The sequence below is a fragment of the Telluria sp. LT2P34 genome, from assembly GCF_059685915.1.
In genome coordinates, this window is sequence record NZ_JCASIN010000003.1 from 204,458 (window position 1) to 226,590 (window position 22,133).

Consider the following 22,133-nt stretch of genomic DNA (forward strand, 5'->3'; position numbering starts at 1 on the left):
CATGGTTTCCACCGCCGTCCTCGGCGACGCCACCAGCCAGCTGGTCCAGGGCCTCAGTCCTGACGAATGCGCGCGCGTGCAGCATGCGCTCGACTATGCCGCGGTCGCCTATGGCGAGCGCACCTGTAGCTCTGGCCAGAACGCCTTCGAGTTTTCGCTCGGCGTGGCCTGCACCCTGGCATATTTGCGCAGCGACGTCGAGACGCGCATCGCCGGCCTGCTGTTCGAGCTGGCGACCTTCGAGCCGCCGCTGATCGAAACGCTCGACCATCTGTTCGGCCCCGAGGTGGCCAGCCTGGTGCGCGGCGTGCAGCAGCTGATCCGCCTGCGTGACCTGACGGTCGGGCACGGGGTGGCGATCGGCCGGGGCAAGAACGCGGCCCAGCAGGCGGCGGCCCACGTCGAAACCCTGCGCAAGATGCTGCTGGCGATGGCCTCCGACATGCGCGTGGTGCTGATGCGCCTGGCGTCCTGCCTGACGACGCTGCGCTATTTCGCCGACCAGAAGCGTTTCGATGACCTGACCCGCGACTACGGGCGCGAGGTGATGGACCTGTACGCGCCGCTGGCGAACCGGCTCGGCATCTGGCAGCTGAAATGGGAGCTGGAAGACCTGGCCTTCCGCTTCCAGCAGCCCGACACCTACCGCCGCATCGCCAAAATGCTGGAAGAAAAACGCATGCTGCGCGAAGGCTTCGTCGCCTCGGCGATCGCGCGCCTGCAGACGGAGCTGGCGCAAGCCGGCATCCGCGCTGAAGTCAGCGGACGGCCGAAGCACATCTACAGCATCTACAACAAGATGCGCGGCAAGGAGCTGGATTTTTCGTCGCTGTACGACGTGCGCGCTTTCCGCGTGATCGTTGCCGACGCCAGGACCTGCTACACCGTGCTGGGCCTGGTGCACAACATCTGGACCCCGATCCCGAGCGAGTTCGACGACTACATTTCGCGCCCGAAGCCGAACGGCTACCAGTCGCTGCACACGGTCGTCACCGCCGAAGACGGACGTCCGCTCGAGGTGCAGGTGCGCACCCAGGAGATGCACAACTTCGCCGAATACGGTATCGCCGCGCACTGGCGCTACAAGGAAGAAGGCGGCTCGAATTTCAAGAGCCAGAAGTACGACGAAAAGATCGCCTGGCTGCGCCAGCTGCTGGCCTGGAAGAGCGATATCACCGGCAGCGCCGACGCCGTGGGCGACGACGAAGGCAGCAAGGAAGGCACGAAGGAATGGGTCGAAAAGCTCAAGGCCGCCTCGCTCGACGACCGCATTTTCGTGCTCACGCCGCAGGCGCGCGTGCTCGAGCTGCCGGTCGGCGCGACGCCGGTCGACTTTGCCTACCACCTGCACAGCGAAGTCGGCCACCGCTGCCGCGGCGCCAAGATCGACGGTGCGATGGTGCCGCTGAACACGCCGCTGAGGAATGGCCAGACCTGCGAGATCATCACCGCCAAGGGCGCGCCGGGCAGCGCCGGCCCGTCGCGCGACTGGCTCAGCCCCGGTTTCACGGTCAGCAGCCGCACGCGCTCGAAAATCCGCGCCTGGTTCCACGGCCAGGAGCTGGCCGAAACCCTGGCCCAGGGCAGGGCGCTGGTCGAAAAGTCGCTGCAGCGCGAGGGCAAGACCGCCGTCAACCTGGAAGCGCTGGCGCATAAACTCGGTTTCGCCAAGGTCGACGACCTGTTCGTCGCGGTTGGCAAGGAAAAATTCAGCCTGCGCCACGTGGAAGCGGCGCTGCACGAAGCCACCGAGGCGCCGCCCGTCGACGACGCGGCCGTGGTCAACAAGAGCCGCGCCTCGTCGGTGGAGCAGGGCGCCAAGTCCGGCGTGCTGGTGGTCGGCACCGAGGGTCTGATGACGATGCTGGCCCGCTGCTGCAAGCCGGCGCCGCCGGATCCGATCGTCGGTTTCGTCACGCGCGGCAAGGGCGTGTCGATCCACCGCCTCTCGTGCAAGAATTTCGCCGAGATGCGCAGCAAGGCGCCCGAGCGCGTGATCCAGACCGAGTGGGGCAAAGGCGTGATCGAGACCGTCTACCCGGTCGACATCTTCATCCTCGCCAGCGACCGCCAGGGCCTGCTGCGCGATATTTCCGAGGCTTTCCTGCGCGAGAAGATCAACGTGACTGGGGTGAATACGCAAACGACGAAAGGGCAGGCACGGATGGTGTTCACGGCCGAAATCGGGTCGACGGCGCAGCTGCAAAAGGCGCTGGGGACGATTGCCGAAGTGCCGGGCGTGCAGGAAGCGAGACGGTCGTAACAACGCACCGACCATGCCCCGACGCCTCCGCCTCCTCGTCCGCCCCAGCCTGTGGGGCCTCGCTTTCCTCCACTACCTGCACAGCTGGTGGTACATGTTCCATCTGGGCGCCATCGCGTTTGTCAGCGCCTTGTCGCCGTCGACCTATAACCGCGCCAACCGCCTGTCCACCGCGCGCTACATCCATGCCAGCACCTGGCAGGTGCTGCCCTGGTTCACCGTGCTCTCCGCCCTGATCAGCCTTGTCATCATCCGCATCGTGATGGTGACGGCGTCGAGCTATGGCCTGTCGCGCTATGCGCTGGAGATGGTGGTGCGGGTGCTGGTGCTGGAACTCATTCCGCTGTCGGCCGCGCTGTTCGCGGCGCTGCGTTCGAGCATGGCCTTCGACGCTTCGAGCCTGGGCCTGGCGCGCGCCGGTTTGCCGACGGCCGACATCAATGCCGAGGCCCTGCGCCGCCTGCGCCGCGACCTGGTGCCGCAACTGTTCGCGAATGCCTTTTCGGTGCTGTCGCTGGCGATGGTCAGCAGCACCGTGGTGCTGGTGCTGGCCTACCTCAGCCTGTATGGTTTGTCTCCCTTCGGCGTCCAGGACTATACGCGCACGGTCGGGCGCGTGTTCGATCCGGCCGTGACCTTCGGCTTCGTGCTGAAAACCGTGCTGTTCGGCCTGGCGGTGGCCGTGATCCCGACCGCCGCCATCCTCGAACTGCAGCGCTTTCCGCGCCGGCTGGCCTCGAACGTGCAGCCGGGCGCTCTGCGCCTGCTGTTCATGCTGCTGCTGATCGAAGCCTCCTCGCTTGCCCTCAAATACATCTGACACCATGAACGACACCATTCCGGACGAGCCGGCGAATATCGAAACCAAGGCGATGATCCTGCTGGGGCTCGTCTTCACGCTGCTGGTCGCCTTCGTCCTGTACGTGATGTACGCGCGCGGCGTGTTCGAGCCGACCCAGAAGCTGGTGCTGGTGACCGAAAACTCCGAAGGCGTCATTCCCGGCATGGACCTGAGCTTCGCCGGCTTTCCGATCGGGCGCGTGCGCCTGGTGGACCTGGCCGCCGACGGCAAGGTCAATATCGTGGTCGACGTCTCCAGCAGCGACGCCCGGTGGCTGCGTGCCTCGAGCGTATTCACGCTGGAGAGGAGCGTGGTCGGCGAGACGCGCCTGCGCGCCTTTACCGGGGTGCTGGACGACGCGCCGCTGCCGGACGGCGCGATGCGCCCGGTGCTGCGCGGCGACGTGACCGCCGAAATCCCCGGCCTGGTGGCCACGGCCCGCTCGCTCCTGAGTAACCTGGAAAGCCTGACCTCCGAAGGTTCCGCTGTCCAGGGCAGCCTCGAAAATGTGCAGGCGCTGACCGGACGCCTGTCGGGCAAGTTCGAGGGCAAGTACGGCCTGCTGAGCGGCGCGCTCGGCGACGAGGAGGCGCGCAAGTTCATCGGCACCCTGCAGCGCCTCGACGCGCTGCTGGCCAGGACCGACCAGCGCCTGTACGGCAAGAAGGGCGTGGTGGACGACGCCCAGGCCGCCGTGGTGGAGCTGCGGGGCGTGCTCCAGGATGCGCGCGGCACCCTGAAAAAAGTCGATGCGGTCCTGGTCGAGGCGCAGGCGGTGGGCGCCAACGCACGTGTCGCCACCGAAGACCTGGGCGCGCTGCGCGCCGAAGTCGACGCCAGCCTGCGCAAGGTGAACCGCCTGGTCGACCAGGTCAACCGCAAATGGCCGTTCGCCGGCAAGAACGAGGAGATCAAGCTGCCATGAAGATGCCTGTCCTGATAGCCGCGCTGCTGCTCGGCGCCTGCGCCAGCAAGCCGCCCGTGCCCGCCTGGCAGCCGAACGCGAAGGAAGCGCTCGACGCGTTCACCGAGAACTACCTGCGCGGGAGCACGGCGGCGGCCCAGTCCGATTTCGCGCGGGCGCGCCGCGAGACCTCCAGCACCGGCCGGCCAGAGCTGGCGGCCCAGGTGGAACTGGTGCGCTGCGCTACCCTGGCGGCCAGCCTGGAGTTCGACGATTGCCCGGGGTTTGCGGCGCTTGCCACCGACGCGACGGCGCAGCAGCGGGCGTATGCGGCGTATATCGGCGGGCGCTGGGAAGGCCTGGATGCGGGCCTGCTGCCGGAGCAGCACCGGCCCGTCGTCGCCGGCGCCTCGATCGCCGGCCTGCCTAACCCGCTGGCGCGGCTGGTGGCGGCCGGCGCCTCCTTCAAGGCCGGACGGATCCGGCCGGACGACATCGCGCTGGCGACGGACACGGCATCCGCCCAGGGCTGGCGCCGGCCGCTCCTGATGTGGCTGGGAGTGGCCGAGCGGCGCGCCCTGGCCGGCGGCGATGCGCTTGCCGTGGAGCGCATCCGGCGCCGGATTGCACTGGCGTCGGGCGCGAAGTAATCGGCGGGGCTCGCGCCCTGTTGGCTCGGCCCAACACATCCCTCATTCCTGAACGAAATTACAGTTGCGCTGTGGACATGTTCAGGTGCCTCTCGTACCCTGTCCATTCACCTTGCCTATACCGCATTCACACGATGCCGACTTCCAGTACTGATCCGCGCATCGTGCGCCTGACGGCGCGCAAGCGTCCCTTGGTTGCCTTCGCCGTCGGCATCCTCGCCGCCTCGCTCCTGATCCTGATTGCCGCCCAATCCTGGAACGCCTGGTCGGCGCGCCAGGATCGCCTGCGCGAAGCGCAAGCCTCCACCGTCAACATGGCCAAGGCGCTGGCGGCGCAGGGCGAGAGCGCGATCCGCATCGTCGACGCGGTGCTGGCCGACGTCGTCGAGCGCGTCGAGCACGACGGGACCGGCGGCGCCGCGCTGGGGCGCCTGCGCACGCACCTGCAGCGCAGCACCCAGGAGCTGCCGGAACTGCATGGCCTGTTCGTGTATGGCGCGGACGGCAGCTGGCTGGTCACGTCGCTGGCCGGGCAGATGCAGGGAAACAATTCGGACCGCGAATATTTTAAGTTTCATGCACGGGATACGGGGCGCGCCGTGCACGTCGGCCTGCCGATTCGCAGCCGCTCCACCGGCGTCTGGGTCCTGCCTGTGTCGCGCCGGCTGCAGCATCCCGATGGCAGCTTCGCCGGCGTCGTGCTGGGAACGATCGAGGTCGACTTTTTCGCGCGCTTGTATGACGAATTCGACGTCGGCCCGCACGGCACGATTTTCCTCGCGCTCGACAACGGCACCCTGATCTACCGGAGGCCGTTCAGCGACAGCGTGCCGGGCATGGATATCAGCGGCGGACCGGTCTTCACGCATTACCGCAAACAAGGGGGTGCGGGGACGGCGATGCTGGTCTCGCGGATCGACCAGGTCGAACGCCTGTACAGTTACCGGCGCATGAAATCGTTTCCCCTGGTGGTCGCATGCGCGCGCGCCAGCGACGAAATCCTCGGCGATTGGCAGCAAACCGTGCTGATGCTGACCGGCGCAAGCCTGCTCGCTGTCGGCTTCCTCGGCTTCCTGGGCAGGCGCCTGGTCAGGCAGATCGTGATCCGGGACAAGCTCGAACGCGAACTGCATCTCGCGCGCGAGTCGCTCGAAGACCAGAACAGCCAGCTCGCGACGCTGGCGCGCAAGGACGGGCTGACCGGCATCGCCAATCGCCGGCATTTCGAGCACGCGCTGGAACAGGAGCTCGGCAGGGCCGACCGCAACGGCACGGCGCTCTCGCTCATCATGCTCGACGTCGACCACTTCAAGAAGTTCAACGACCGTTACGGCCATGTGGCCGGCGACGAATGCCTGCGCCAGGTGGCCGCGGCCATCGAGCGCGCGATCAGCCGGCCGGGAGACCTGGCGGCACGCTATGGTGGCGAGGAGTTTGTCGGCGTCCTGCCTGAAACCGACGGCGCCGGGGGCTTGCGCGTGGCCGAGCGCATCCGGCGTTCCGTGGTCGGGCTGAAAATCGTACATGCGGACAGCGAGACCGGGTACGTGACCGTCAGCATCGGTGTCAACACCGTGCGGCGCACCAGCGGCGACAAGCTCACGATCAACGCGATCGTCGCCCAGGCCGACGCCATGCTCTACCAGGCAAAGCGCAAGGGGCGCAATACGGTCCTCGTCACCGAAGGCGCGGGACACGACGATCTGGCCGTGTGTATCTGAGGCTAGGCCGCTTTCTGCACCTCGACCTTCGGCCGCAAGGCCCAGGGCAAGGCGTTGTGAATCGTGGTCGCCGCAATCGCCGCCTGTCCCGCCGCCACCGCGATCTGGTTCAGGCCCATGACCACGTCGCCGATCGCGTACAGCCCCGGCACATTGGTGCGCTGGTGATCGTCGACGACCAGTTTGTCGCAGTCGGCAGTCTCGGCGCCCAGTTCGCAGGCCAGTTTCGAGCGCGCCGATTCGCCCAGCATCGGGTAGAACACGTCGAATTCACGGCTTTCGCCGTCGGCCGTGTTCAGGATCGGCTTCATGTCGGGGCTCAGCGTGACGCCCAGCAGCGGTGACTCGACGTAGCGCACGCCGGCTGCCTCGACCTGGCGCAGCTCGTCCTCGTTCAGCATCGATTCCTTGCCGCGGTCGAACAGGGTCACGTCAGCGCTGAACGAGCGCATGAAGAGGGCATGCCCGACCGGATTGGTTTCGTTGGTGACGACGGCGATGCGCCGGTCCATCACGTCGTAGCCGTCGCACACCGGGCACAGGCGAACCGCCCCGGACTGCACCGCCTCGTACCAGTTTTCGATCGGCAGGCCGGCATCGGCCACGCCGGTGGCCAGCAGCACGGTCAGCGCCCGCACCGTGCGCGTCTCGCCGGCATCGTTGACGTAATCGCCGACAAAGGCGCCGTCTTCCAGGCGCAGGCCCGTAATCTCGCCGGACTGTACGGCGCCGCCGTAGTTCTTCAGCTGGTGCTGCAGGTTGGTCAGCAGTTGCGTGCCCGGCACGCCTTCGGGAAAGCCGGGGTAGTTGTGCGAGACCGGGATCAGGCCAAGGCGGCTGTTGCCCTTGTCGACCACGAGGATATTGCGGGTAAAGCGGCGCAGGTAAATGGCCGCCGTCAGCCCGCCGGGACCGCCGCCAATGATGAGGGTGTCGAATACGCGTTCGGAAATGTCGTCCATTGCCGCATTGTCATCGATCGCCAGGCCTTGTCCTATCGGCGCGCGTGCCCAGGCAAGGTAAGCGCAGGCTTACACAGGCTCGCATCGAGGGGCTGGCCATCCGGCCCTTCCGGCTGCAGGGTCACATGGTCGATGCCGTGCCGGGCCAGCAGCATGTCCTTGACTGCGCGCAGCACGGTCGGCCACTCGGCCAGGCTGCGGATCTCGAGGTGGCCGATGAGGGCAGGGTGGCCGGGCGACATGTCCCAGACGTGCAGGTCGTGCACCGACAGCACGCCGTCGACCTCGGCCACGTCGGCGCCGACCTGCAGGTAATCGATCCCGTGCGGCACGCCCTCCATCAGGAAGTGATAGGACTCGCGCAGGATGCCCCAGGTCGAGCGCAGGATCAGCAGCGCCACGAAAATCGACAGGATCGGGTCGATCCGCACCCAGTTCGTCAGATAAATGATGCCGCCGGCGGCGATCGCGGCGACCGAACCGAGCAGGTCGCCCAGCACGTTGACCAGCGCCGCGCGCGTGTTGATGCTTTGCGCGCCGCGCGACAGGATCCAGGCCACCAGGATGTTGATGCCGGCGCCGATCGCCGCCACCACCAGCACCACGCCGCCCTGCACGGGTTCCGGATGCAGCAGGCGCTGCGCCGCTTCCCAGGCGATCCAGGCCACCAGCGCCAGCATCGCCAGGCAATTGACGAAGGCGGCGAGCGCCTCGGCGCGCACGAAGCCGAAGGAATGGCGGCTGGAAGGCGGGCGCTTGGCGATCAGTTGCGCCAGCAGGGCCAGGCCGAGGGCGGCGGCGTCGGTCACCATGTGGCCGGCATCCGAAATCAGGGCCAGCGAATTCGACATGAATCCGGTAAAGACCTCGATGACGGCGAACAGCAGCGTCAGCCCGAGCGCGCAGGCGAGCGCCTTCTGGCTGCGCGCCTCGATGAAATGCCCATGTTGAGCGTCGCCGTCGAGGTGGGCGTGCAGGTGTTCGGAGGTCGGTGCGGCGTGTTCGGACATTGTTATTCTGGTCAGCGTGCGGAACCCGAAGTGTAATGGATAACCTGCTCGTCACTAAATTTGGATCTACCCTTGCGCGCTCCCGGCGCACCCCCTATAATGCACGTCATTGGGCGGTTAGTTCAGCTGGTTAGAATACTTGGTCGACATCCAAGGGGTCGCAGATTCGAATTCTGCACCGCCCACCAGAATTTATTGAGTAAGAGCGAGAAAGGCACCTCGGTTATGACACCGCGAACTACAACCTGGTTGTGGGGGAAACGCTAGACGCGAGGGGTGTGCTTTTGCTCAACACAACGACATCAACGCGGCTAGCCCGCGTTTTTTTTCGTCCAGAATTTTCAAGTTTCAAGTATTCCAGCTAAATTTCAATTGGAGATCACTATGCTTAACGTGCGACTTCCCGATGGCTCCAGCCGTCAGTTCGACGGCCCCGTGACGGTCGCCCAAGTAGCGACGAGTATTGCCCCCAGCCTCGGCAAGGCCGCGCTGGCCGGCAAGGTCGACGGCAAAGTGGTCGATACCTCCTTCCTGATCGAGCAGGACGCCGATTTCGCCGTCGTCACCGACCGCGACCCGGAAGGCCTGGACGTGATCCGCCATTCGACCGCCCACCTGCTGGCGCACGCCGTCAAGGAACTGTTCCCGGAAGCCCAGGTCACGATCGGCCCGGTCATCGAAAACGGCTTTTATTACGACTTCTCGTACAAGCGTCCGTTTACTCCGGACGACCTGGCCAAGATCGAAAAGAAGATGGCCGAGCTGGCCAAGAAGGACGAGCCGGTGACGCGCAAGGTGCTGCCGCGCGACGAAGCCGTTGCCTATTTCAAGTCGATCGGCGAACACTACAAGGCCGAGATCATCGCCTCGATTCCGGCAAATGAAGACGTGTCGCTGTATTCGGAAGGCAGCTTCACCGACCTGTGCCGCGGCCCGCACGTGCCGTCCTCGGGCAAGCTGAAAGTGTTCAAGCTGATGAAGCTGGCCGGCGCCTACTGGCGCGGCGACTCGAACAACGAGATGCTGCAGCGCGTCTACGGCACCGCCTGGACCAAGAAGGAAGACCAGGAACACTACCTGCACATGCTGGAAGAAGCGGAAAAGCGCGATCACCGCAAACTCGGCAAGGCACTGGACCTGTTCCACTTCCAGGAAGAAGCGCCGGGCCTGATCTTCTGGCATCCGAAGGGCTGGACCATCTGGCAGCAGGTGGAGCAATACATGCGCCACAAATACCAGGTCAACGGCTACGACGAGGTGAAAGCGCCGCAAATCCTCGACGTCACGCTGTGGCAGAAGACCGGCCACTGGGACAACTATCGCGAAAACATGTTCACGACCGAGTCGGAAAACCGCTCGTACGCCCTGAAACCGATGAACTGCCCGGGCCACGTGCAGATCTATAACTCGGGCATGAAGAGCTACCGCGACCTGCCGCTGCGCTACGGCGAATTCGGCCAGTGCCACCGCAACGAGTCCTCGGGCGCGCTGCACGGCATCATGCGCGTGCGCGGCTTCACCCAGGACGACGGCCACGTGTTCTGCACCGAAGAGCAGATCGAGGCGGAAGTGACGGCCTTCCACGCCCAGGCAATGGAAGTCTATGACGACTTCGGCTTCACCAACATCGACGTCAAGCTGGCCCTGCGTCCCGACAGCCGTATCGGCACCGACGAAGTCTGGGATGCGGCCGAAGAAGCGCTGCGTTCGGCGCTGCGCGCCTGCGGCGTCGAGTGGACCGAACTGCCTGGCGAGGGCGCCTTCTATGGCCCGAAGATCGAATACCACCTGAAGGACAGCCTCGGCCGTCCATGGCAGGTCGGCACGATGCAGGTCGACTTCTCGATGCCCGGCCGTCTCGGCGCCGAGTATGTCGCGGAAGACAATACGCGCAAGGTGCCGGTCATGCTGCACCGCGCGATCGTGGGCTCGATGGAGCGCTTCATCGGCATCCTGATCGAAAACTATGCCGGCGCCTTGCCGCTGTGGCTGGCCCCGGTGCAGGTGGCAGTGCTGAATATTTCTGACGCTCAGGCAACGTATGTGAAAGAGGTGCAAGAGCGCCTGAAGAAGGCTGGTCTGCGCGTTCACGCTGATTTGCGGAACGAGAAGATTACCTATAAAATACGCGAACATTCCGTCCAAAAGTTGCCATATATTCTAGTTGTTGGCGACAAGGAACGTGAAGCAAACACCGTGGCCGTGCGCGCACGGGGCAATGTCGACCTGGGCACCATGTCCATCGACGCCCTGATCGAGCGCCTGCTTGGCGAAGTTGGTTCCAAAGCCAAATAAGCCCAAGTAAGCCGGCCGGTTATTCAGACATTAAAAGGAAACAACATAGCTACTGACAAGTCGTCGCATCGCATCAATGGCGAAATCAATCACCCGGAAATGCGTTTGTCCGGGGTGGACAACGAGCCGCTGGGCATTGTGAGCCTGGCTGAGGCCTTCCGTCTGGCCGAGGAAAAGAACGTCGACCTCGTGGAAATCGCGCCAACCGCGGTTCCACCGGTCTGCCGCCTGATGGATTACGGCAAGTTCAAGTACTCCGAGCAGAAGAAGGCCCACGAAGCCAAGCTGAAGCAGAAGATCATCCAGGTCAAGGAAGTCAAGTTCCGTCCAGGCACGGATGAGGGCGATTACAGCATCAAGCTGCGTAACCTCATCAAGTTCCTCGACGAGGGCGACAAGACCAAGATCACGCTGCGCTTCCGCGGCCGCGAAATGGCCCACCAGGACATCGGTTTTCGCATGCTGGAACGCCTGAAGGGAGACCTCGAGCCTTACGGCCAGGTCGAGCAGTTCCCGAAGATGGAAGGCCGCCAGATGATCATGATTATCGCGCCGAAGAAGAAGAAGTAATTCTTCGCTGTTGGATGGATGAAGGCCGGGCCGGTGTTGCAGCGATTGCTGCAGCCCCGGGCCGGCCTTTGTTGTTTTCGTTCAGCACGTGTGTTAGAATCTGCGGTTCCTGTTTTTCGAAGCAGGTTGTAGCGGGTTCACCTTCGCTGCAAAACAAGTGAAAGCAGGCATCTAAGCGCGACACCATGTTGCCACCTGCAATCCTGTTATATGAGGCTGTCCGTGAAAAGGACAGAAGACTATGCCAAAAATGAAAACCAAAAGCTCCGCGAAGAAACGTTTTCGCGTGCGTCCGGGCGGTACTGTGAAGTCGGGTATGGCGTTCAAGCGTCACATCCTGACCAAGAAGACCACCAAGAACAAGCGTCAGCTGCGTGGTACCCGTAACATCAATGCGTCGGACGTCACCAGCGTCATGCGTATGATGCCGTCTGCTTAATCTCACACTAAGGAGCTAATATGCCTAGAGTTAAACGTGGGGTTACCGCACGGGCCCGTCATAAGAAAGTTCTTGAGCTCGCCAAAGGCTATCGTGGCCGTCGCTCAAAAGTATACCGTGTTGCCAAGCAAGCAGTTATGCGCGCTGGCCAGTACGCATACCGCGACCGCCGCAACAAGAAGCGCGTCTTCCGCGCACTGTGGATCACCCGTATCAACGCAGCATCGCGTTCGCACGGCATGACCTACAGCGTGTTCATGAACGGCCTGAAAAAAGCCGCGATTGAACTGGACCGTAAAGTCCTGGCCGACATGGCTGTGCATGACAAGCCGGCCTTCGCCGCGATTGTCAGCGCCGTCCAGGCCAAGCTGGCTGCCTAAAGCAGTCCGCCAGTAATACCAGTGCCGCGGCAACGCGGTGCAACAAGAGCGGGGCAGAGGTTGATACCTGTGCCCCGTTTTTACTTGTGGCGCTCCCGCCACCATAAAAACAGGAAAAGAATAAGCATGAACTCGCTCGAAGAACTCGTCGTTTCGGCCCAGGCTGACTTTGGCGCCGCGCCCGACGCGGCTGCGCTGGAAAACGCAAAAGCGAAATACCTCGGCAAGACCGGCCAGGTTACCGAACTGATGAAGGGACTCGGCAAGCTCGATCCCGAGCAGCGCAAGGCGCAGGGCGCCCTTATTAATGCCGCAAAAGAAAAGATCGAAAGCGCATTGACGGGCCGCCGCGAAGCGCTGGCCATGGCCCAGCTGCAGGAACGCCTGAACGCCGAAAGTATCGACGTCACCCTGCCGGGCCGCGGCCGCTCGATGGGCGGCATCCACCCGGTGATGCGCAGCTGGGAGCGCGTCGAGCAAATCTTCCGCTCGATCGGTTTCGACGTGGCCGATGGCCCGGAAATCGAAAACGACTGGACCAACTTTACCGCCCTGAACAGCCCGGAAAACCACCCGGCGCGTTCGATGCAGGACACCTTCTATATCGAAGGCAATGACACCACCGGCAAGCCGCTGCTGCTGCGCACCCATACCAGTCCGATGCAGGTGCGCTATGCCCGCACCCACACGCCGCCGATCAAGGTGATCGCGCCAGGCCGCACCTACCGCGTCGACAGCGACGCCACCCACTCGCCGATGTTCCACCAGGTCGAAGGCCTGTGGATCGGCGAGGACATCAGCTTTGCCGACCTGAAGGGCGTGTACCTGAATTTCGTCAAGGCCTTCTTCGAGACCGACGACCTGCAGGTGCGCTTCCGCCCGTCCTATTTCCCGTTCACCGAACCGTCGGCAGAGATCGACATCGCCTTCGGTTCCGGCCCCCTGAAAGGGCGCTGGCTGGAAGTGTCGGGCGCCGGCCAGGTGCACCCGACGGTGGTGCGCAACTTCGGCCTCGACCCGGAAAAATTCATCGGCTTCGCGTTCGGCTCCGGCCTCGAGCGCCTGACGATGCTGCGTTATGGAATCAACGATCTCCGCCTGTTCTACGAAGGCGATCTCCGGTTCCTGAAGCAGTTCAACTAATAACAATCACCTGCAGCCGAAGGCAAGATTATGCAATTCTCCGAAAACTGGCTCCGTTCCATGGTCGATCCGAAGATGACTTCGGATGAGCTGTCCCATTTGCTGACGATGTCCGGCCTCGAGGTCGAGGAAGTCGAACCCGTTGCGCCGCCGTTTTCGAAGGTGGTCGTGGCCGAAGTGGTGGAAGTGGCGAAGCACCCGAACGCGGACCGCCTGAACGTCTGCCAGGTCGACGTCGGCACCGGTACGCTGCTGAACATCGTCTGCGGCGCGCCGAACGTGCGCGCGGGCATGAAGGCGATCTGCGCCCAGGCCGGCGCCGTGCTGCCGCCGGGTGCAGATGGCAAGCCCTTCGAAATCAAGGTCGGCCAGCTGCGCGGCGTCGAGTCGCAGGGCATGCTGTGCTCGGCCAAGGAACTGAAAATTTCCGAAGAAAGCAGCGGCCTGATGGAACTCCCGCTTGATGCGCCGGTGGGCACCAGCATCCGCGACTACCTCGGCCTGGACGACCTGAAGTTCACCATCAAGCTGACCCCGAACAAGGCCGACTGCCTGTCGGTACTGGGCGTGGCGCGCGAAGTCTCGGCCCTGACCGGTACGCCGCTGCACCTGCCGACGACGGTGCCGGTGCCGGTGACCCTGGATGAGATCCTGCCGGCGAAGATTTCCGCGCCGGACCTCTGCGGCCGCCTGACGGGACGCGTCATCCGCGGCCTGAACGCGAAAGCCATCACCCCGGACTGGATGAAGCAGCGCCTCGAGCGCTCTGGCCAGCGCAGCGTCTCGGCGCTGGTCGACATCTCGAATTATGTGATGCTGGAAGTCGGCCGTCCCTCGCACGTGTTCGATCTGGCAAAGATCCACGGCGGCATCGACGTACGCTGGGGCCGGAAGGGCGAAACGCTCAAGCTCCTGAACGGCAATACGGTGGAAGTCGACGAGTGGATCGGCGTGATTGCCGACGAGCGGCAAATCGAATCGCTGGCCGGCATTATGGGCGGCGACGCCACCGCCGTCACCCTGGACACGACCGACATCTACCTGGAAGCGGCCTTCTGGTGGCCGAATGCGATCCAGGGCCGTGCCCGCAAATTCAATTTCTCGACCGATGCGGCGCACCGCTTCGAGCGCGGCGTCGACTACGCCACGAACGTGGAACACATCGAGCGCATCACGGCCTTGATCGTGCAGATCTGCGGCACCGAGGCCACCCGCGTCGGCCCGATCGACGACCAGATCGCGAACCTGCCCGAACGTACACCAGTCGTGCTGCGTACCGCGCGTGCGCAAAAAGTCATCGGCGTGCCGATCACCGACGCGATGGTGGCCGACATTTTCACGCGCCTGCATCTGCCGTTCACCCATGAGGACGGGCAGTTCGCGGTCACCGCGCCGTCCTACCGCTTCGACATCGAGATCGAGGAAGACCTGATCGAGGAAGTCGCGCGCGTCTACGGCTTCGAGAACATTCCGGCCAAGCCGCCGGTCGCGCCGAGCGCGATGCTGATCGAACCGGAAAACACGCGTTCGCTGTTCGCGATCCGCCACCTGCTGGCCGACCTCGGCTACCAGGAAGTCGTCAACATGAGCTTTGTCGAGTCCGGCTGGGAGCAGGATTTCGCCGGCAACGTCGAGCCAATCCGGCTGCAGAATCCGATCGCCAGCCAGATGAGCGTGATGCGCTCTTCGCTGATCGGCGGCCTGCTGGCCAACCTGCGCTACAACCTGAACCGCAAGGCGGGCAGGGTGCGCGTGTTCGAAGTCGGCGCCGTCTTTAGCCGCAACCAGGAAACCGTGGACGGCCCGCTGTCGGTTGCCGGCTACAACCAGCCCAAGCGCGTCGGCGCCATGGCCTACGGCCCGGCTTTCGATGAGCAGTGGGACATGCCGACGCGTGCGGTGGACTACTTCGACCTCAAGGCCGACCTCGAAGCGCTGTTCGCGCCGCGCGTGCTGCGCTTTGCCAAGGCCGAGCACCCGGCGCTGCATCCGGGCCGCTGTGCTACCGTAGAGCTCGACGGCCAGGTGGTCGGCTTCATCGGCGAGCTGCATCCACGCTGGCTGCAGAAATACGACTTGCCGCAGGCGCCGGTGCTGTTCGAGGTCGATGCGGACGCGCTCCAGCAACGCGAAGTCCCGCGTTATACCGAGATTTCGAAGTTCCCGGGCGCGACGCGCGACCTCGCGCTGGTGGTCAAGGCCACGGTTGCGGCCCAGGCCGTGATCGACGCTTTCGATGCGGCGCTCGCTGCCCACCCGTTAGGCAAGATCGTGCAAGCCATTGTTTTGTTTGATGAATACCGCGGCAAAGGTCTGGAGGCGGACGAAAAATCGCTTGCTTTCCGCTTTGGGTTGCAAGATACTCAATCGACCTTGCAGGACGATGCCGTGGAGTCCGTGATGGCTGCAGTGGCAGAGGCCGCAAGAGAAAAACATAGCGCAAAGCTGCGCGGCTGAGTGTAAAACATGTCCAAATCGAAGGCAGGGCTGCAAAATTAATAATAACGACGTTGATTCGGCCGTATTCCAGGAGGCACTGGCGGCTGACCTGCATCGCGCCATGCAGGTGGCCCGGGTCCGCAAGGAAGCCGAGCAGGCCTTGCCTACCCTCACCAAGGCCGAGCTGGCCGAGCTGCTGTTCGAGCAGGTCGGGCTGAACAAGCGCGAAGCCAAGGATATGGTCGAGACTTTCTTCGACGAGATCCGCAATGCGCTCGAGCGCGGCGAGGCGGTCAAGCTGTCGGGCTTCGGCAACTTCCAGTTGCGCGACAAGCCGCAGCGGCCTGGCCGCAATCCAAAAACCGGGGAAGAGATCCCGATCACGGCGCGTCGCGTCGTGACTTTCCACGCGAGCCAGAAGCTCAAGGGCATGGTCGAAGAAACCAGCCCGCCGTCGTCATCGCTGGCGCGCGCTGCCTGAGTGCAGGCGCCGGTCGCAGATGCTGCTTGCAGATAAAAAAGTGAGTTATGAACGATCGCCCCAACAAGATTGAACTGACCGCGCTGCCGCCGATCCCGGCCAAGCGCTACTTCACGATCGGCGAAGTCAGCGAACTGTGCGGCGTCAAGCCGCACGTGCTGCGCTACTGGGAGCAGGAATTTACTCAGCTAAAGCCGGTCAAACGCCGTGGCAACCGCCGTTATTACCAGCACCACGAAGTGCTGCTGATCCGCCGCATCCGCGAACTGCTCTACGAGCAGGGCTTCACGATCAGCGGCGCCCGTAACCGGCTCGACAGCCGCGCAGGCAGCCTGTCCGGCGGCATTGCGGCGGCAAGCGTCGAGGAGGCGCCGGTCGTCGACACCGTCAAACTGCGCGAGGAGCTGCAAGGCATCCTTGCGCTGCTCAAGCAAAGCATTCCGCGTCCGGTCTGAGGACGCTGCCCAGGCAAAACCAGCTGCCGGGCGCTTCGATTGCTGTTCAGTTAGCCCAGCATGCGTGCAGCTCTGTTGTAGATGGGCGTCGGGGTGCTAAAATGTTACATGCGATGTAGGTAAATCAACGCATGACAGCCGGGCAGAGGTCCCCGGCTCTTTCCTGTGCAAGGAAAATTTAAGGGAAGATAATGATACGCGTTGCCATTTGTGACGATCACCAGATAGTTCGAGCAGGCTTCAAACAAATTTTTTCGTCGTCCGGCGACTTCGAAGTCGTGGCCGAAGGCGCCACCGGCCGCGAAGCGCTCGATATTGCCCGTCGCGAGATTTGCGACGTGCTGCTGCTCGACATCGCCATGCCCGACCAGAGCGGGATCGACATTCTGCGTACCATCCGCCAGGGGCAGCCGAACCTGCCGGTACTGATTCTCTCCGGCTATCCGGCGCAACAGTACGCACTGAACCTGTTCAAGATGGGCGCCAATGGCTACCTGAACAAGGAATGCGATGCCGACGAGCTGAAGACCGCCGTGCGCACCGTGTTCCAGGGGCGCCGCTACGTCAGCTCGACGGTCGGCGAATTGCTGGCGCAGAGTTTCGACCGCGATCCGAACACGGCGCTGCACACCGAGCTGTCGGACCGCGAGTTCCAGGTCTTCCTGCGGCTGGCAAAAGGCGCAACCGTGTCCGATATCGGTAACGCCCTGTCGCTGTCGATCAAGACCGTGTCCACCTACCGTACCCGCATCATGGAAAAGATGGGCTTGCAGTCGAACAGCGACCTGACTTACTACGCCATGAAAAACAACCTGCTCGACTGAGCGGGTTCGCGAACGCCTCCCGGCGTTCGCCTTTGCCGGCCCTTCGCGCCGGCACCGCGGATTCCTCCGCGCTGCATTTCCCCCTGGAAAAGACTATAATCGGCGCGCTCCGGTTAAGTTGCGCGAAAGGAACCCGATAGTGTTGTTCACCAGCGATCCTCGGCAGGCAAGGACGCGCGGATCGCCGCGCGCACTGCCTCGCAGTTTGCCACTCTATAAAACGCTGATCTGCCTTGCCTGCGTGCTGATACTGCTGGCAAACGGCTTCAGCCTGCTGCGCAACCTCGACGCCCTGAAAGCGGCAAACGGCCTGCAAGACCAGAGCACCCGCGTCAGCGACGACTTACAGCAGCTGAGCCTGCTTGTCACGGATGCCGAAAGCAATATGCGCGGCTATTTCCTGTCCGGAAATCCGACCTACCTGAGCGTGGTGAAGGGTGCCCCGGCCCAGATCGACAGCAAGCTGCGCGAATTGCAGGTCTTGCTGGCCGATAATCCATCGCAACAGAAAAACCTCGCGCAACTGCGCAGCCTGGTCGAGCGCCAGCTGCGCTTGATGAACGCCGCGCTGGGGGTCTACCGCGATGGCGGCCTGGACGAACTGCTCGCCGGGACGGCTGCGCCGGGCGACGGCGATAGCGATGAAATCCGCTTGCAGGTCGTCATCATGCTGAGCGAACAAAACGAATTGCTGAACGCCCACAGCGCCGCTTTTTACAAGCAATACCGCCATGCTGTCATGCTCGGCCTGGGCATCAATGCCGCCGCGATCGCGGTATTGCTGCTCTTTTACCGCCTGGTGCGGCGCAGTTTCGCGGCGCGCGCCGAAGCGGAATGGGCGCTGCAGGCCGTCAACGAACAACTCGAATCGACGGTTGCAAAGCGTACCGAGCAGTTGTCGGTGCTGTCGCGCCACCTGATCCATGTGGCGGAAGAAGAAAAAGCGCGCCTGGCGCGCGAGCTGCACGACGAAATGGGCGCCAACCTGACGGCAATCGGCATGGACCTGAACAGCGTCGGCGAAGCTTTGCACTCGAGCCGGCCGGACCTGGCGGCCATGCTGGCACGGGCGCGGGCGACCCTGGTCGATACGGTACAATTGAAACGCCGCATCGTCGAGGATTTACGCCCGAGCCTGCTCGACAACCTGGGCTTGTCCGCCGCGCTGCACAGTTACTGCGACGGTTACGCACGGCTCAGCCGCCTGGACTGCGATGTGCTGATCGAAGGCGACGTCGACAGCGCCGGCCCGATGCATGCAATCGCCCTGTTCCGGATCGTGCAGGAAGCACTGAACAATATCGCCAAGTACGCAGGCGCGCGTAATGTCATCGTGCACATCGAGCGCGAACTGGACGCGGTGACGCTGGAAGTGAGCGACGACGGCATCGGGATTGCCGCCGACGCGTTCGCGCGCGCGAAGTCGCACGGGCTGTTGGGAATGCGCGAAAGAGCCTTGCTGCTGGGCGGTCAACTCGAGGTCGGGCGCGGCGTCAACGACGTGGGCACCTGCGTCCGGGCGCGCATTCCGCTGGCGGCAACGGCGGCGCAGCTGGAATTGCCTGGCCCAAATGACGCGTCGCCGGACATGCCGGCGACGGGGGATGAAGATCGCGGCCTGCAACAGACCGCGTAATGCCTTGTTCAGTCCTGCTTAGCGCGCCACGTCCATCAGCAGGCGGTCATATTCGGTCTTGGCGACCTTGTAGCATTCGCCCGCATAGTCTTCCAGGCCGGTGCGGTCGAGCACCGTGATGTTGCCGCGGCGGTACTGGATCAGGCCTTCGTCCTGCAGCTTGCCGGCGGCGGCGGTGATGCTTTCGCGGCGCACACCCAGCATGATCGAAATCAGTTCCTGGGTCACTTTCAGCTCGTTGCCTGGCGAACGGTCCAGGCGATCGAGCAGCCAGCGGCACAGCTTCTGTTCGATCGAGCTGTGGCGGCCGCCGACGGCGTTCTGCGCCATCTGGGCGAACAGGGCATTGGTGTAGCGCATCATCAGCTGGGGCAGGGCGCCGCCCTTCATGAAGGCGTCGCGCAGGAACTGGGTCTTGAGGCGGTAGCCGTAGCCAGCGCTCTGGACGACGGCGCTGCACATGGCGCGCTCACCCATGAACAGGGACACGCCGACAACACCTTCGTGACCGACAACGGCGATCTCGGTGGTGGCGCCGTCTTCCATCACATACAACAGCGACACGATTGCGGTGGTCGGGAAATACACATATTCCAATTTGCTGCCATACTCGAAAAGTTCCTTGCCGAACGGCATTGGAACCAGTTCCAGGTGCTCGAACAGGGTTTCCAGATCTGGACGGGGAAGGGCGGCCAGCAGTTCGTTCTGCTGGGTGCCGCTGACACTGACTACTGGACGGGACGCAGTTTTGACTTCATCTTTGGTGGCAGGAATCCGGGTTACCGATTGCGATTTTTGCGTAACACCACCAAGTTGAGCGTTGTTCATTTTCTGTCCTCTTATCTGTACTGAATGCTTCGGGGGCGACTTGCAAAGACTGTTGACTTTGTTTCATCGCGATGTGTGTACATTAAGGCTTCCGTCTGTTGGCGAACATAAGACTTGGGGTTGCCCCCGTGTAGGCACTATGCATGGTGTCGTGTCAGTTCAGTCCTACTGGGAAAATTGCCCGAAATCAGGCTTTTTATATTCCTGACGCAAGTGTTTGTCGGATAATGACCCCCTGATTTCTCCATAATCGATCAAATCGACACCCTCGCGCGCATGCATGTCCTACTTGTGGAAGACGATACCGTCCTTGCCGACGGCCTGATTCGCAGCTTGCAGGGTCACGGCATGCAGGTCGAACTGGCCCGTGACGGGCTGCAGGCCGACCTCCTGCTGCAGCGCCATCCTCCATCGTCTTCCGCCCTGGCGCAACTCGTCGTCGTGCTCGACATCGGCCTGCCGGGCATCGACGGCTTCGAAGTGGTGCGCCGCCTGCGCGCCCGGGGCGACGCCACCCCGGTGCTGCTGCTGTCCGCGCGCGACGCCGTCGAAGACCGCGTGCGCGGCCTGGAAACGGGCGCCGACGATTACCTGGTCAAGCCCTTCGCCACGCCGGAACTGGTGGCCCGCATCCGCGCCCTGGCGCGCCGCAACGCGCCGAAATCGACCGTGCTCGCGCTCGGCAACCTGGTGCTCGATACCGGCGCCCGCCGCGCCCGCATCAATGAACGTGCGCTCGAGCTGTCGGCGCGCGAATGGGCGGTGCTCGAGTACCTGCTGCAGCAGGTCGGCAGGGTGGTGTCGAAACAGCAGATCATCGACACCATCGCGCCCTGGGGCGAAGACCTGACCCTGAACGCGGTCGAAGTGTATGTCTCGCGCCTGCGCCTGAAACTGGACGGCGCCGGCCTGTCGCTGCGCACCATCCGCGGTTTCGGCTATCTGCTGGAAGCGGCAGCGGCGCCGTGACCAGCATCCGGGTTCGCCTGCTCAAGTGGCTGGTCGGCCCGATCCTGGTCGTCAACCTGGGCGCGGCCGGCCTGACTTACCTGCTCGCCTGGACCCCGGCCCAGCTGGCCTTCGACGAGGGCCTGCGCACGGCCGCCGCCAGCCTGGCCGCGCGCGTGCGCACCGCCGGCCCCGCTGCGCTGGCCGGCGCGGCCCTGGAAGAACAAGGCGGAGAAGCCAGCTGGAGCGCCCTGCACGCCGCTGACGGACGCCTGCTGGCGGGAACCCCTGCCTTGCCGGCTATGACCCGCACCGGCATGCACGATTCCGTCCTGCATGGCGAGCCGGTCCGGGTGGCGGTGGCCGAGGTCATTACACGCGACGGCGTGCAGCGCGTCAGCGTGGCGCGCACGGTGCGCGCCCGCCAGCAGGTACGCGCCGCCATCGTGCGCTCGCTGGTGCTGCTCGAAGTCGTGTTCAGCCTGGCGCTGGTGGCGCTGGTGTGGTTCTCGGTCGGGAATGGACTGGCGCCGCTGGCGCGGCTGCGCGCCCGCCTCGACGCCCGCGGCAGCGCCGACCTGGCGCCGCTCACCGACGCCGGCATGCCGCGCGAACTGGCGCCGCTGGTCGACGCCTTCAATGCGCTGCTGGGACGCATCGGCGCCGGCGCCCGGGCCCAGGACGAATTCCGGGCCAACGTGGCGCACCAGCTGCGCACCCCGCTGGCCGGCCTGCGCCTGCAGCTCGAATGGCTGGCGGCGCGCCATGCCGACGACCCCGACACGCGCCGCTCGGTCGAACTGATGCTGGGCGCGAACGAGCGCATGATCCGCCAGACCAATCAATTGCTGTCGCTGGAACGGGCCGAACCGAACCGCTTCGACCGCCTGCGCCTGGCGCCGCTCGACCTGGCCGCCCTGGTCGCCGACACCATCCAGTCTTTCGTCGAACAGGCCGCCGCGAAGGATATCGACCTCGGTTTCGAGCTGGAGCCGGCGCCGGTGCAGGGCGACCGCTTCCTGCTGCGCGACCTGGTCGACAACCTGGTCGACAACGCGCTGCGCTACACGCCGCGGGGCGGGCGGGTGACGGTCAGTTGCGGCAAGGGTGGGGAGGGGACAGTGCTGCGCGTCGAGGACAACGGACCGGGGATTCCGGCCGCCCAGCGCGAGGGCGTGTTCGAACGGTTTGTGCGCCTGGATGTCGGCACGAATGCGATGGGCAGTGGACTGGGTCTGGCGATCGTGCGCGATATCGCCAACCTGCATGGCGCCGCGGTCGTGCTGACCGAGGCGCCCCAGGGTGGCGCGCTCTTCACCGTCGCCTTTCCCTGAAGCGCTCTTC

At 64.0% G+C, this 22,133-nt stretch carries 20 protein-coding genes and 1 tRNA gene; 18 read left to right on the forward strand and 3 right to left on the reverse strand.

Annotated features, from left to right (window positions below):
• Nucleotide 1: 1 nt before the first annotated feature.
• The 5 genes from AC56KZ_RS11580 to AC56KZ_RS11600 all read left to right on the forward strand — a co-directional run bounded on the left by AC56KZ_RS11580 (nt 2) and on the right by AC56KZ_RS11600 (nt 6,379).
• Nucleotides 2-2,263 (forward strand): RelA/SpoT family protein, encoded by a 2,262-nt coding sequence (locus tag AC56KZ_RS11580; RefSeq protein ID WP_497162312.1) that lies wholly within the window; start codon nt 2-4, stop codon nt 2,261-2,263.
• Between the two features lie 13 nt (nt 2,264-2,276).
• Complete coding sequence (locus AC56KZ_RS11585) at nt 2,277-3,083, forward strand: MlaE family ABC transporter permease (protein ID WP_497162313.1); 807 nt, start codon at nt 2,277-2,279, stop codon at nt 3,081-3,083.
• Between the two features lie 4 nt (nt 3,084-3,087).
• Nucleotides 3,088-4,029: an MlaD family protein gene (locus tag AC56KZ_RS11590; RefSeq protein WP_497162314.1), complete on the forward strand. Its 942-nt coding sequence runs from the start codon at nt 3,088-3,090 to the stop codon at nt 4,027-4,029.
• On the forward strand, nt 4,026-4,658 hold the full coding sequence (locus tag AC56KZ_RS11595) for a hypothetical protein (RefSeq protein WP_497162315.1): 633 nt from the start codon (nt 4,026-4,028) through the stop codon (nt 4,656-4,658). Before AC56KZ_RS11590 ends, AC56KZ_RS11595 begins: the two co-directional genes overlap by 4 nt.
• A gap of 134 nt (nt 4,659-4,792) precedes the next feature.
• The gene (locus AC56KZ_RS11600; protein WP_497162316.1) at nt 4,793-6,379 is read left to right on the forward strand and encodes a sensor domain-containing diguanylate cyclase; all 1,587 of its coding nucleotides are present in this window, start codon (nt 4,793-4,795) and stop codon (nt 6,377-6,379) included.
• 2 nt (nt 6,380-6,381) lie between these two features.
• Here AC56KZ_RS11600 and AC56KZ_RS11605 read toward each other — a convergent pair whose 3' ends face one another.
• Both AC56KZ_RS11605 and AC56KZ_RS11610 read right to left on the reverse strand, forming a co-directional pair.
• Nucleotides 6,382-7,341, reverse strand: coding sequence for an NAD(P)/FAD-dependent oxidoreductase (locus AC56KZ_RS11605; RefSeq protein ID WP_497162317.1), 960 nt, complete (start codon nt 7,339-7,341; stop codon nt 6,382-6,384).
• A gap of 32 nt (nt 7,342-7,373) precedes the next feature.
• Nucleotides 7,374-8,351 (reverse strand): cation diffusion facilitator family transporter, encoded by a 978-nt coding sequence (locus AC56KZ_RS11610; protein ID WP_497162318.1) that lies wholly within the window; start codon nt 8,349-8,351, stop codon nt 7,374-7,376.
• Nucleotides 8,352-8,462: 111 nt separating this feature from the next.
• Between AC56KZ_RS11610 and AC56KZ_RS11615 the strand changes: the two genes are divergently transcribed.
• The 11 genes from AC56KZ_RS11615 to AC56KZ_RS11665 all read left to right on the forward strand — a co-directional run bounded on the left by AC56KZ_RS11615 (nt 8,463) and on the right by AC56KZ_RS11665 (nt 19,013).
• Nucleotides 8,463-8,539, forward strand: a tRNA-Val gene (locus tag AC56KZ_RS11615).
• Nucleotides 8,540-8,735: 196 nt separating this feature from the next.
• Nucleotides 8,736-10,646 carry a threonine--tRNA ligase gene (thrS, locus tag AC56KZ_RS11620; RefSeq protein WP_497162319.1) on the forward strand — a complete coding sequence of 637 codons (1,911 nt, stop codon included), beginning with the start codon at nt 8,736-8,738 and terminating at the stop codon, nt 10,644-10,646.
• Nucleotides 10,647-10,667: 21 nt separating this feature from the next.
• Nucleotides 10,668-11,216 carry a translation initiation factor IF-3 gene (infC, locus tag AC56KZ_RS11625; protein WP_497162501.1) on the forward strand — a complete coding sequence of 183 codons (549 nt, stop codon included), beginning with the start codon at nt 10,668-10,670 and terminating at the stop codon, nt 11,214-11,216.
• Nucleotides 11,217-11,457: 241 nt separating this feature from the next.
• A complete protein-coding gene (gene rpmI, locus AC56KZ_RS11630) occupies nt 11,458-11,655 on the forward strand; it encodes a 50S ribosomal protein L35 (RefSeq protein WP_119811915.1) in 198 nt (65 codons plus the stop codon).
• Between the two features lie 20 nt (nt 11,656-11,675).
• Nucleotides 11,676-12,035: a 50S ribosomal protein L20 gene (rplT, locus tag AC56KZ_RS11635; protein WP_379784174.1), complete on the forward strand. Its 360-nt coding sequence runs from the start codon at nt 11,676-11,678 to the stop codon at nt 12,033-12,035.
• Nucleotides 12,036-12,161: 126 nt separating this feature from the next.
• On the forward strand, nt 12,162-13,178 hold the full coding sequence (gene pheS, locus AC56KZ_RS11640; RefSeq protein ID WP_497162320.1) for a phenylalanine--tRNA ligase subunit alpha: 1,017 nt from the start codon (nt 12,162-12,164) through the stop codon (nt 13,176-13,178).
• Between the two features lie 30 nt (nt 13,179-13,208).
• On the forward strand, nt 13,209-15,635 hold the full coding sequence (pheT, locus tag AC56KZ_RS11645; RefSeq protein WP_497162321.1) for a phenylalanine--tRNA ligase subunit beta: 2,427 nt from the start codon (nt 13,209-13,211) through the stop codon (nt 15,633-15,635).
• Nucleotides 15,636-15,738: 103 nt separating this feature from the next.
• Complete coding sequence (locus AC56KZ_RS11650) at nt 15,739-16,098, forward strand: integration host factor subunit alpha (protein WP_497162322.1); 360 nt, start codon at nt 15,739-15,741, stop codon at nt 16,096-16,098.
• A gap of 47 nt (nt 16,099-16,145) precedes the next feature.
• On the forward strand, nt 16,146-16,553 hold the full coding sequence (locus AC56KZ_RS11655) for a MerR family transcriptional regulator (RefSeq protein ID WP_497162323.1): 408 nt from the start codon (nt 16,146-16,148) through the stop codon (nt 16,551-16,553).
• A gap of 191 nt (nt 16,554-16,744) precedes the next feature.
• Nucleotides 16,745-17,377, forward strand: coding sequence for a response regulator (locus tag AC56KZ_RS11660; protein ID WP_056334485.1), 633 nt, complete (start codon nt 16,745-16,747; stop codon nt 17,375-17,377).
• 205 nt (nt 17,378-17,582) lie between these two features.
• Nucleotides 17,583-19,013, forward strand: a complete 1,431-nt coding sequence (locus tag AC56KZ_RS11665) for a CHASE3 domain-containing protein (RefSeq protein WP_497162324.1) — start codon at nt 17,583-17,585, stop codon at nt 19,011-19,013.
• Between the two features lie 18 nt (nt 19,014-19,031).
• Here AC56KZ_RS11665 and AC56KZ_RS11670 read toward each other — a convergent pair whose 3' ends face one another.
• A complete protein-coding gene (locus tag AC56KZ_RS11670) occupies nt 19,032-19,841 on the reverse strand; it encodes a Crp/Fnr family transcriptional regulator (RefSeq protein ID WP_497162325.1) in 810 nt (269 codons plus the stop codon).
• Nucleotides 19,842-20,117: 276 nt separating this feature from the next.
• Between AC56KZ_RS11670 and AC56KZ_RS11675 the strand changes: the two genes are divergently transcribed.
• Together AC56KZ_RS11675 and AC56KZ_RS11680 are read left to right on the forward strand one after the other, a co-directional pair.
• On the forward strand, nt 20,118-20,810 hold the full coding sequence (locus AC56KZ_RS11675; protein WP_497162326.1) for a response regulator transcription factor: 693 nt from the start codon (nt 20,118-20,120) through the stop codon (nt 20,808-20,810).
• A complete protein-coding gene (locus tag AC56KZ_RS11680; protein WP_497162327.1) occupies nt 20,807-22,123 on the forward strand; it encodes a sensor histidine kinase in 1,317 nt (438 codons plus the stop codon). The genes AC56KZ_RS11675 and AC56KZ_RS11680 overlap by 4 nt, the downstream gene beginning before the upstream one ends.
• Nucleotides 22,124-22,133: the final 10 nt, after the last annotated feature.

Excerpts from the sequence above, each read along its gene's own strand:
- AC56KZ_RS11580 (WP_497162312.1), top strand. The coding sequence starts at position 2 with ATGGTTTCCACCGCCGTCCTCGGCGACGCCACCAGCCAGCTGGTCCAG.
- AC56KZ_RS11585 (WP_497162313.1), top strand. The coding sequence starts at position 2,277 with ATGCCCCGACGCCTCCGCCTCCTCGTCCGCCCCAGCCTGTGGGGCCTC.
- AC56KZ_RS11590 (WP_497162314.1), top strand. The coding sequence starts at position 3,088 with ATGAACGACACCATTCCGGACGAGCCGGCGAATATCGAAACCAAGGCG.
- AC56KZ_RS11595 (WP_497162315.1), top strand. The coding sequence starts at position 4,026 with ATGAAGATGCCTGTCCTGATAGCCGCGCTGCTGCTCGGCGCCTGCGCC.
- AC56KZ_RS11600 (WP_497162316.1), top strand. The coding sequence starts at position 4,793 with ATGCCGACTTCCAGTACTGATCCGCGCATCGTGCGCCTGACGGCGCGC.
- AC56KZ_RS11605 (WP_497162317.1), bottom strand. The coding sequence starts at position 7,341 with ATGGACGACATTTCCGAACGCGTATTCGACACCCTCATCATTGGCGGC.
- AC56KZ_RS11610 (WP_497162318.1), bottom strand. The coding sequence starts at position 8,351 with ATGTCCGAACACGCCGCACCGACCTCCGAACACCTGCACGCCCACCTC.
- thrS (WP_497162319.1), top strand. The coding sequence starts at position 8,736 with ATGCTTAACGTGCGACTTCCCGATGGCTCCAGCCGTCAGTTCGACGGC.
- rpmI (WP_119811915.1), top strand. The coding sequence starts at position 11,458 with ATGCCAAAAATGAAAACCAAAAGCTCCGCGAAGAAACGTTTTCGCGTG.
- rplT (WP_379784174.1), top strand. The coding sequence starts at position 11,676 with ATGCCTAGAGTTAAACGTGGGGTTACCGCACGGGCCCGTCATAAGAAA.
- pheS (WP_497162320.1), top strand. The coding sequence starts at position 12,162 with ATGAACTCGCTCGAAGAACTCGTCGTTTCGGCCCAGGCTGACTTTGGC.
- pheT (WP_497162321.1), top strand. The coding sequence starts at position 13,209 with ATGCAATTCTCCGAAAACTGGCTCCGTTCCATGGTCGATCCGAAGATG.
- AC56KZ_RS11650 (WP_497162322.1), top strand. The coding sequence starts at position 15,739 with ATGCAGGTGGCCCGGGTCCGCAAGGAAGCCGAGCAGGCCTTGCCTACC.
- AC56KZ_RS11655 (WP_497162323.1), top strand. The coding sequence starts at position 16,146 with ATGAACGATCGCCCCAACAAGATTGAACTGACCGCGCTGCCGCCGATC.
- AC56KZ_RS11660 (WP_056334485.1), top strand. The coding sequence starts at position 16,745 with ATGATACGCGTTGCCATTTGTGACGATCACCAGATAGTTCGAGCAGGC.
- AC56KZ_RS11670 (WP_497162325.1), bottom strand. The coding sequence starts at position 19,841 with ATGAACAACGCTCAACTTGGTGGTGTTACGCAAAAATCGCAATCGGTA.
- AC56KZ_RS11675 (WP_497162326.1), top strand. The coding sequence starts at position 20,118 with ATGCATGTCCTACTTGTGGAAGACGATACCGTCCTTGCCGACGGCCTG.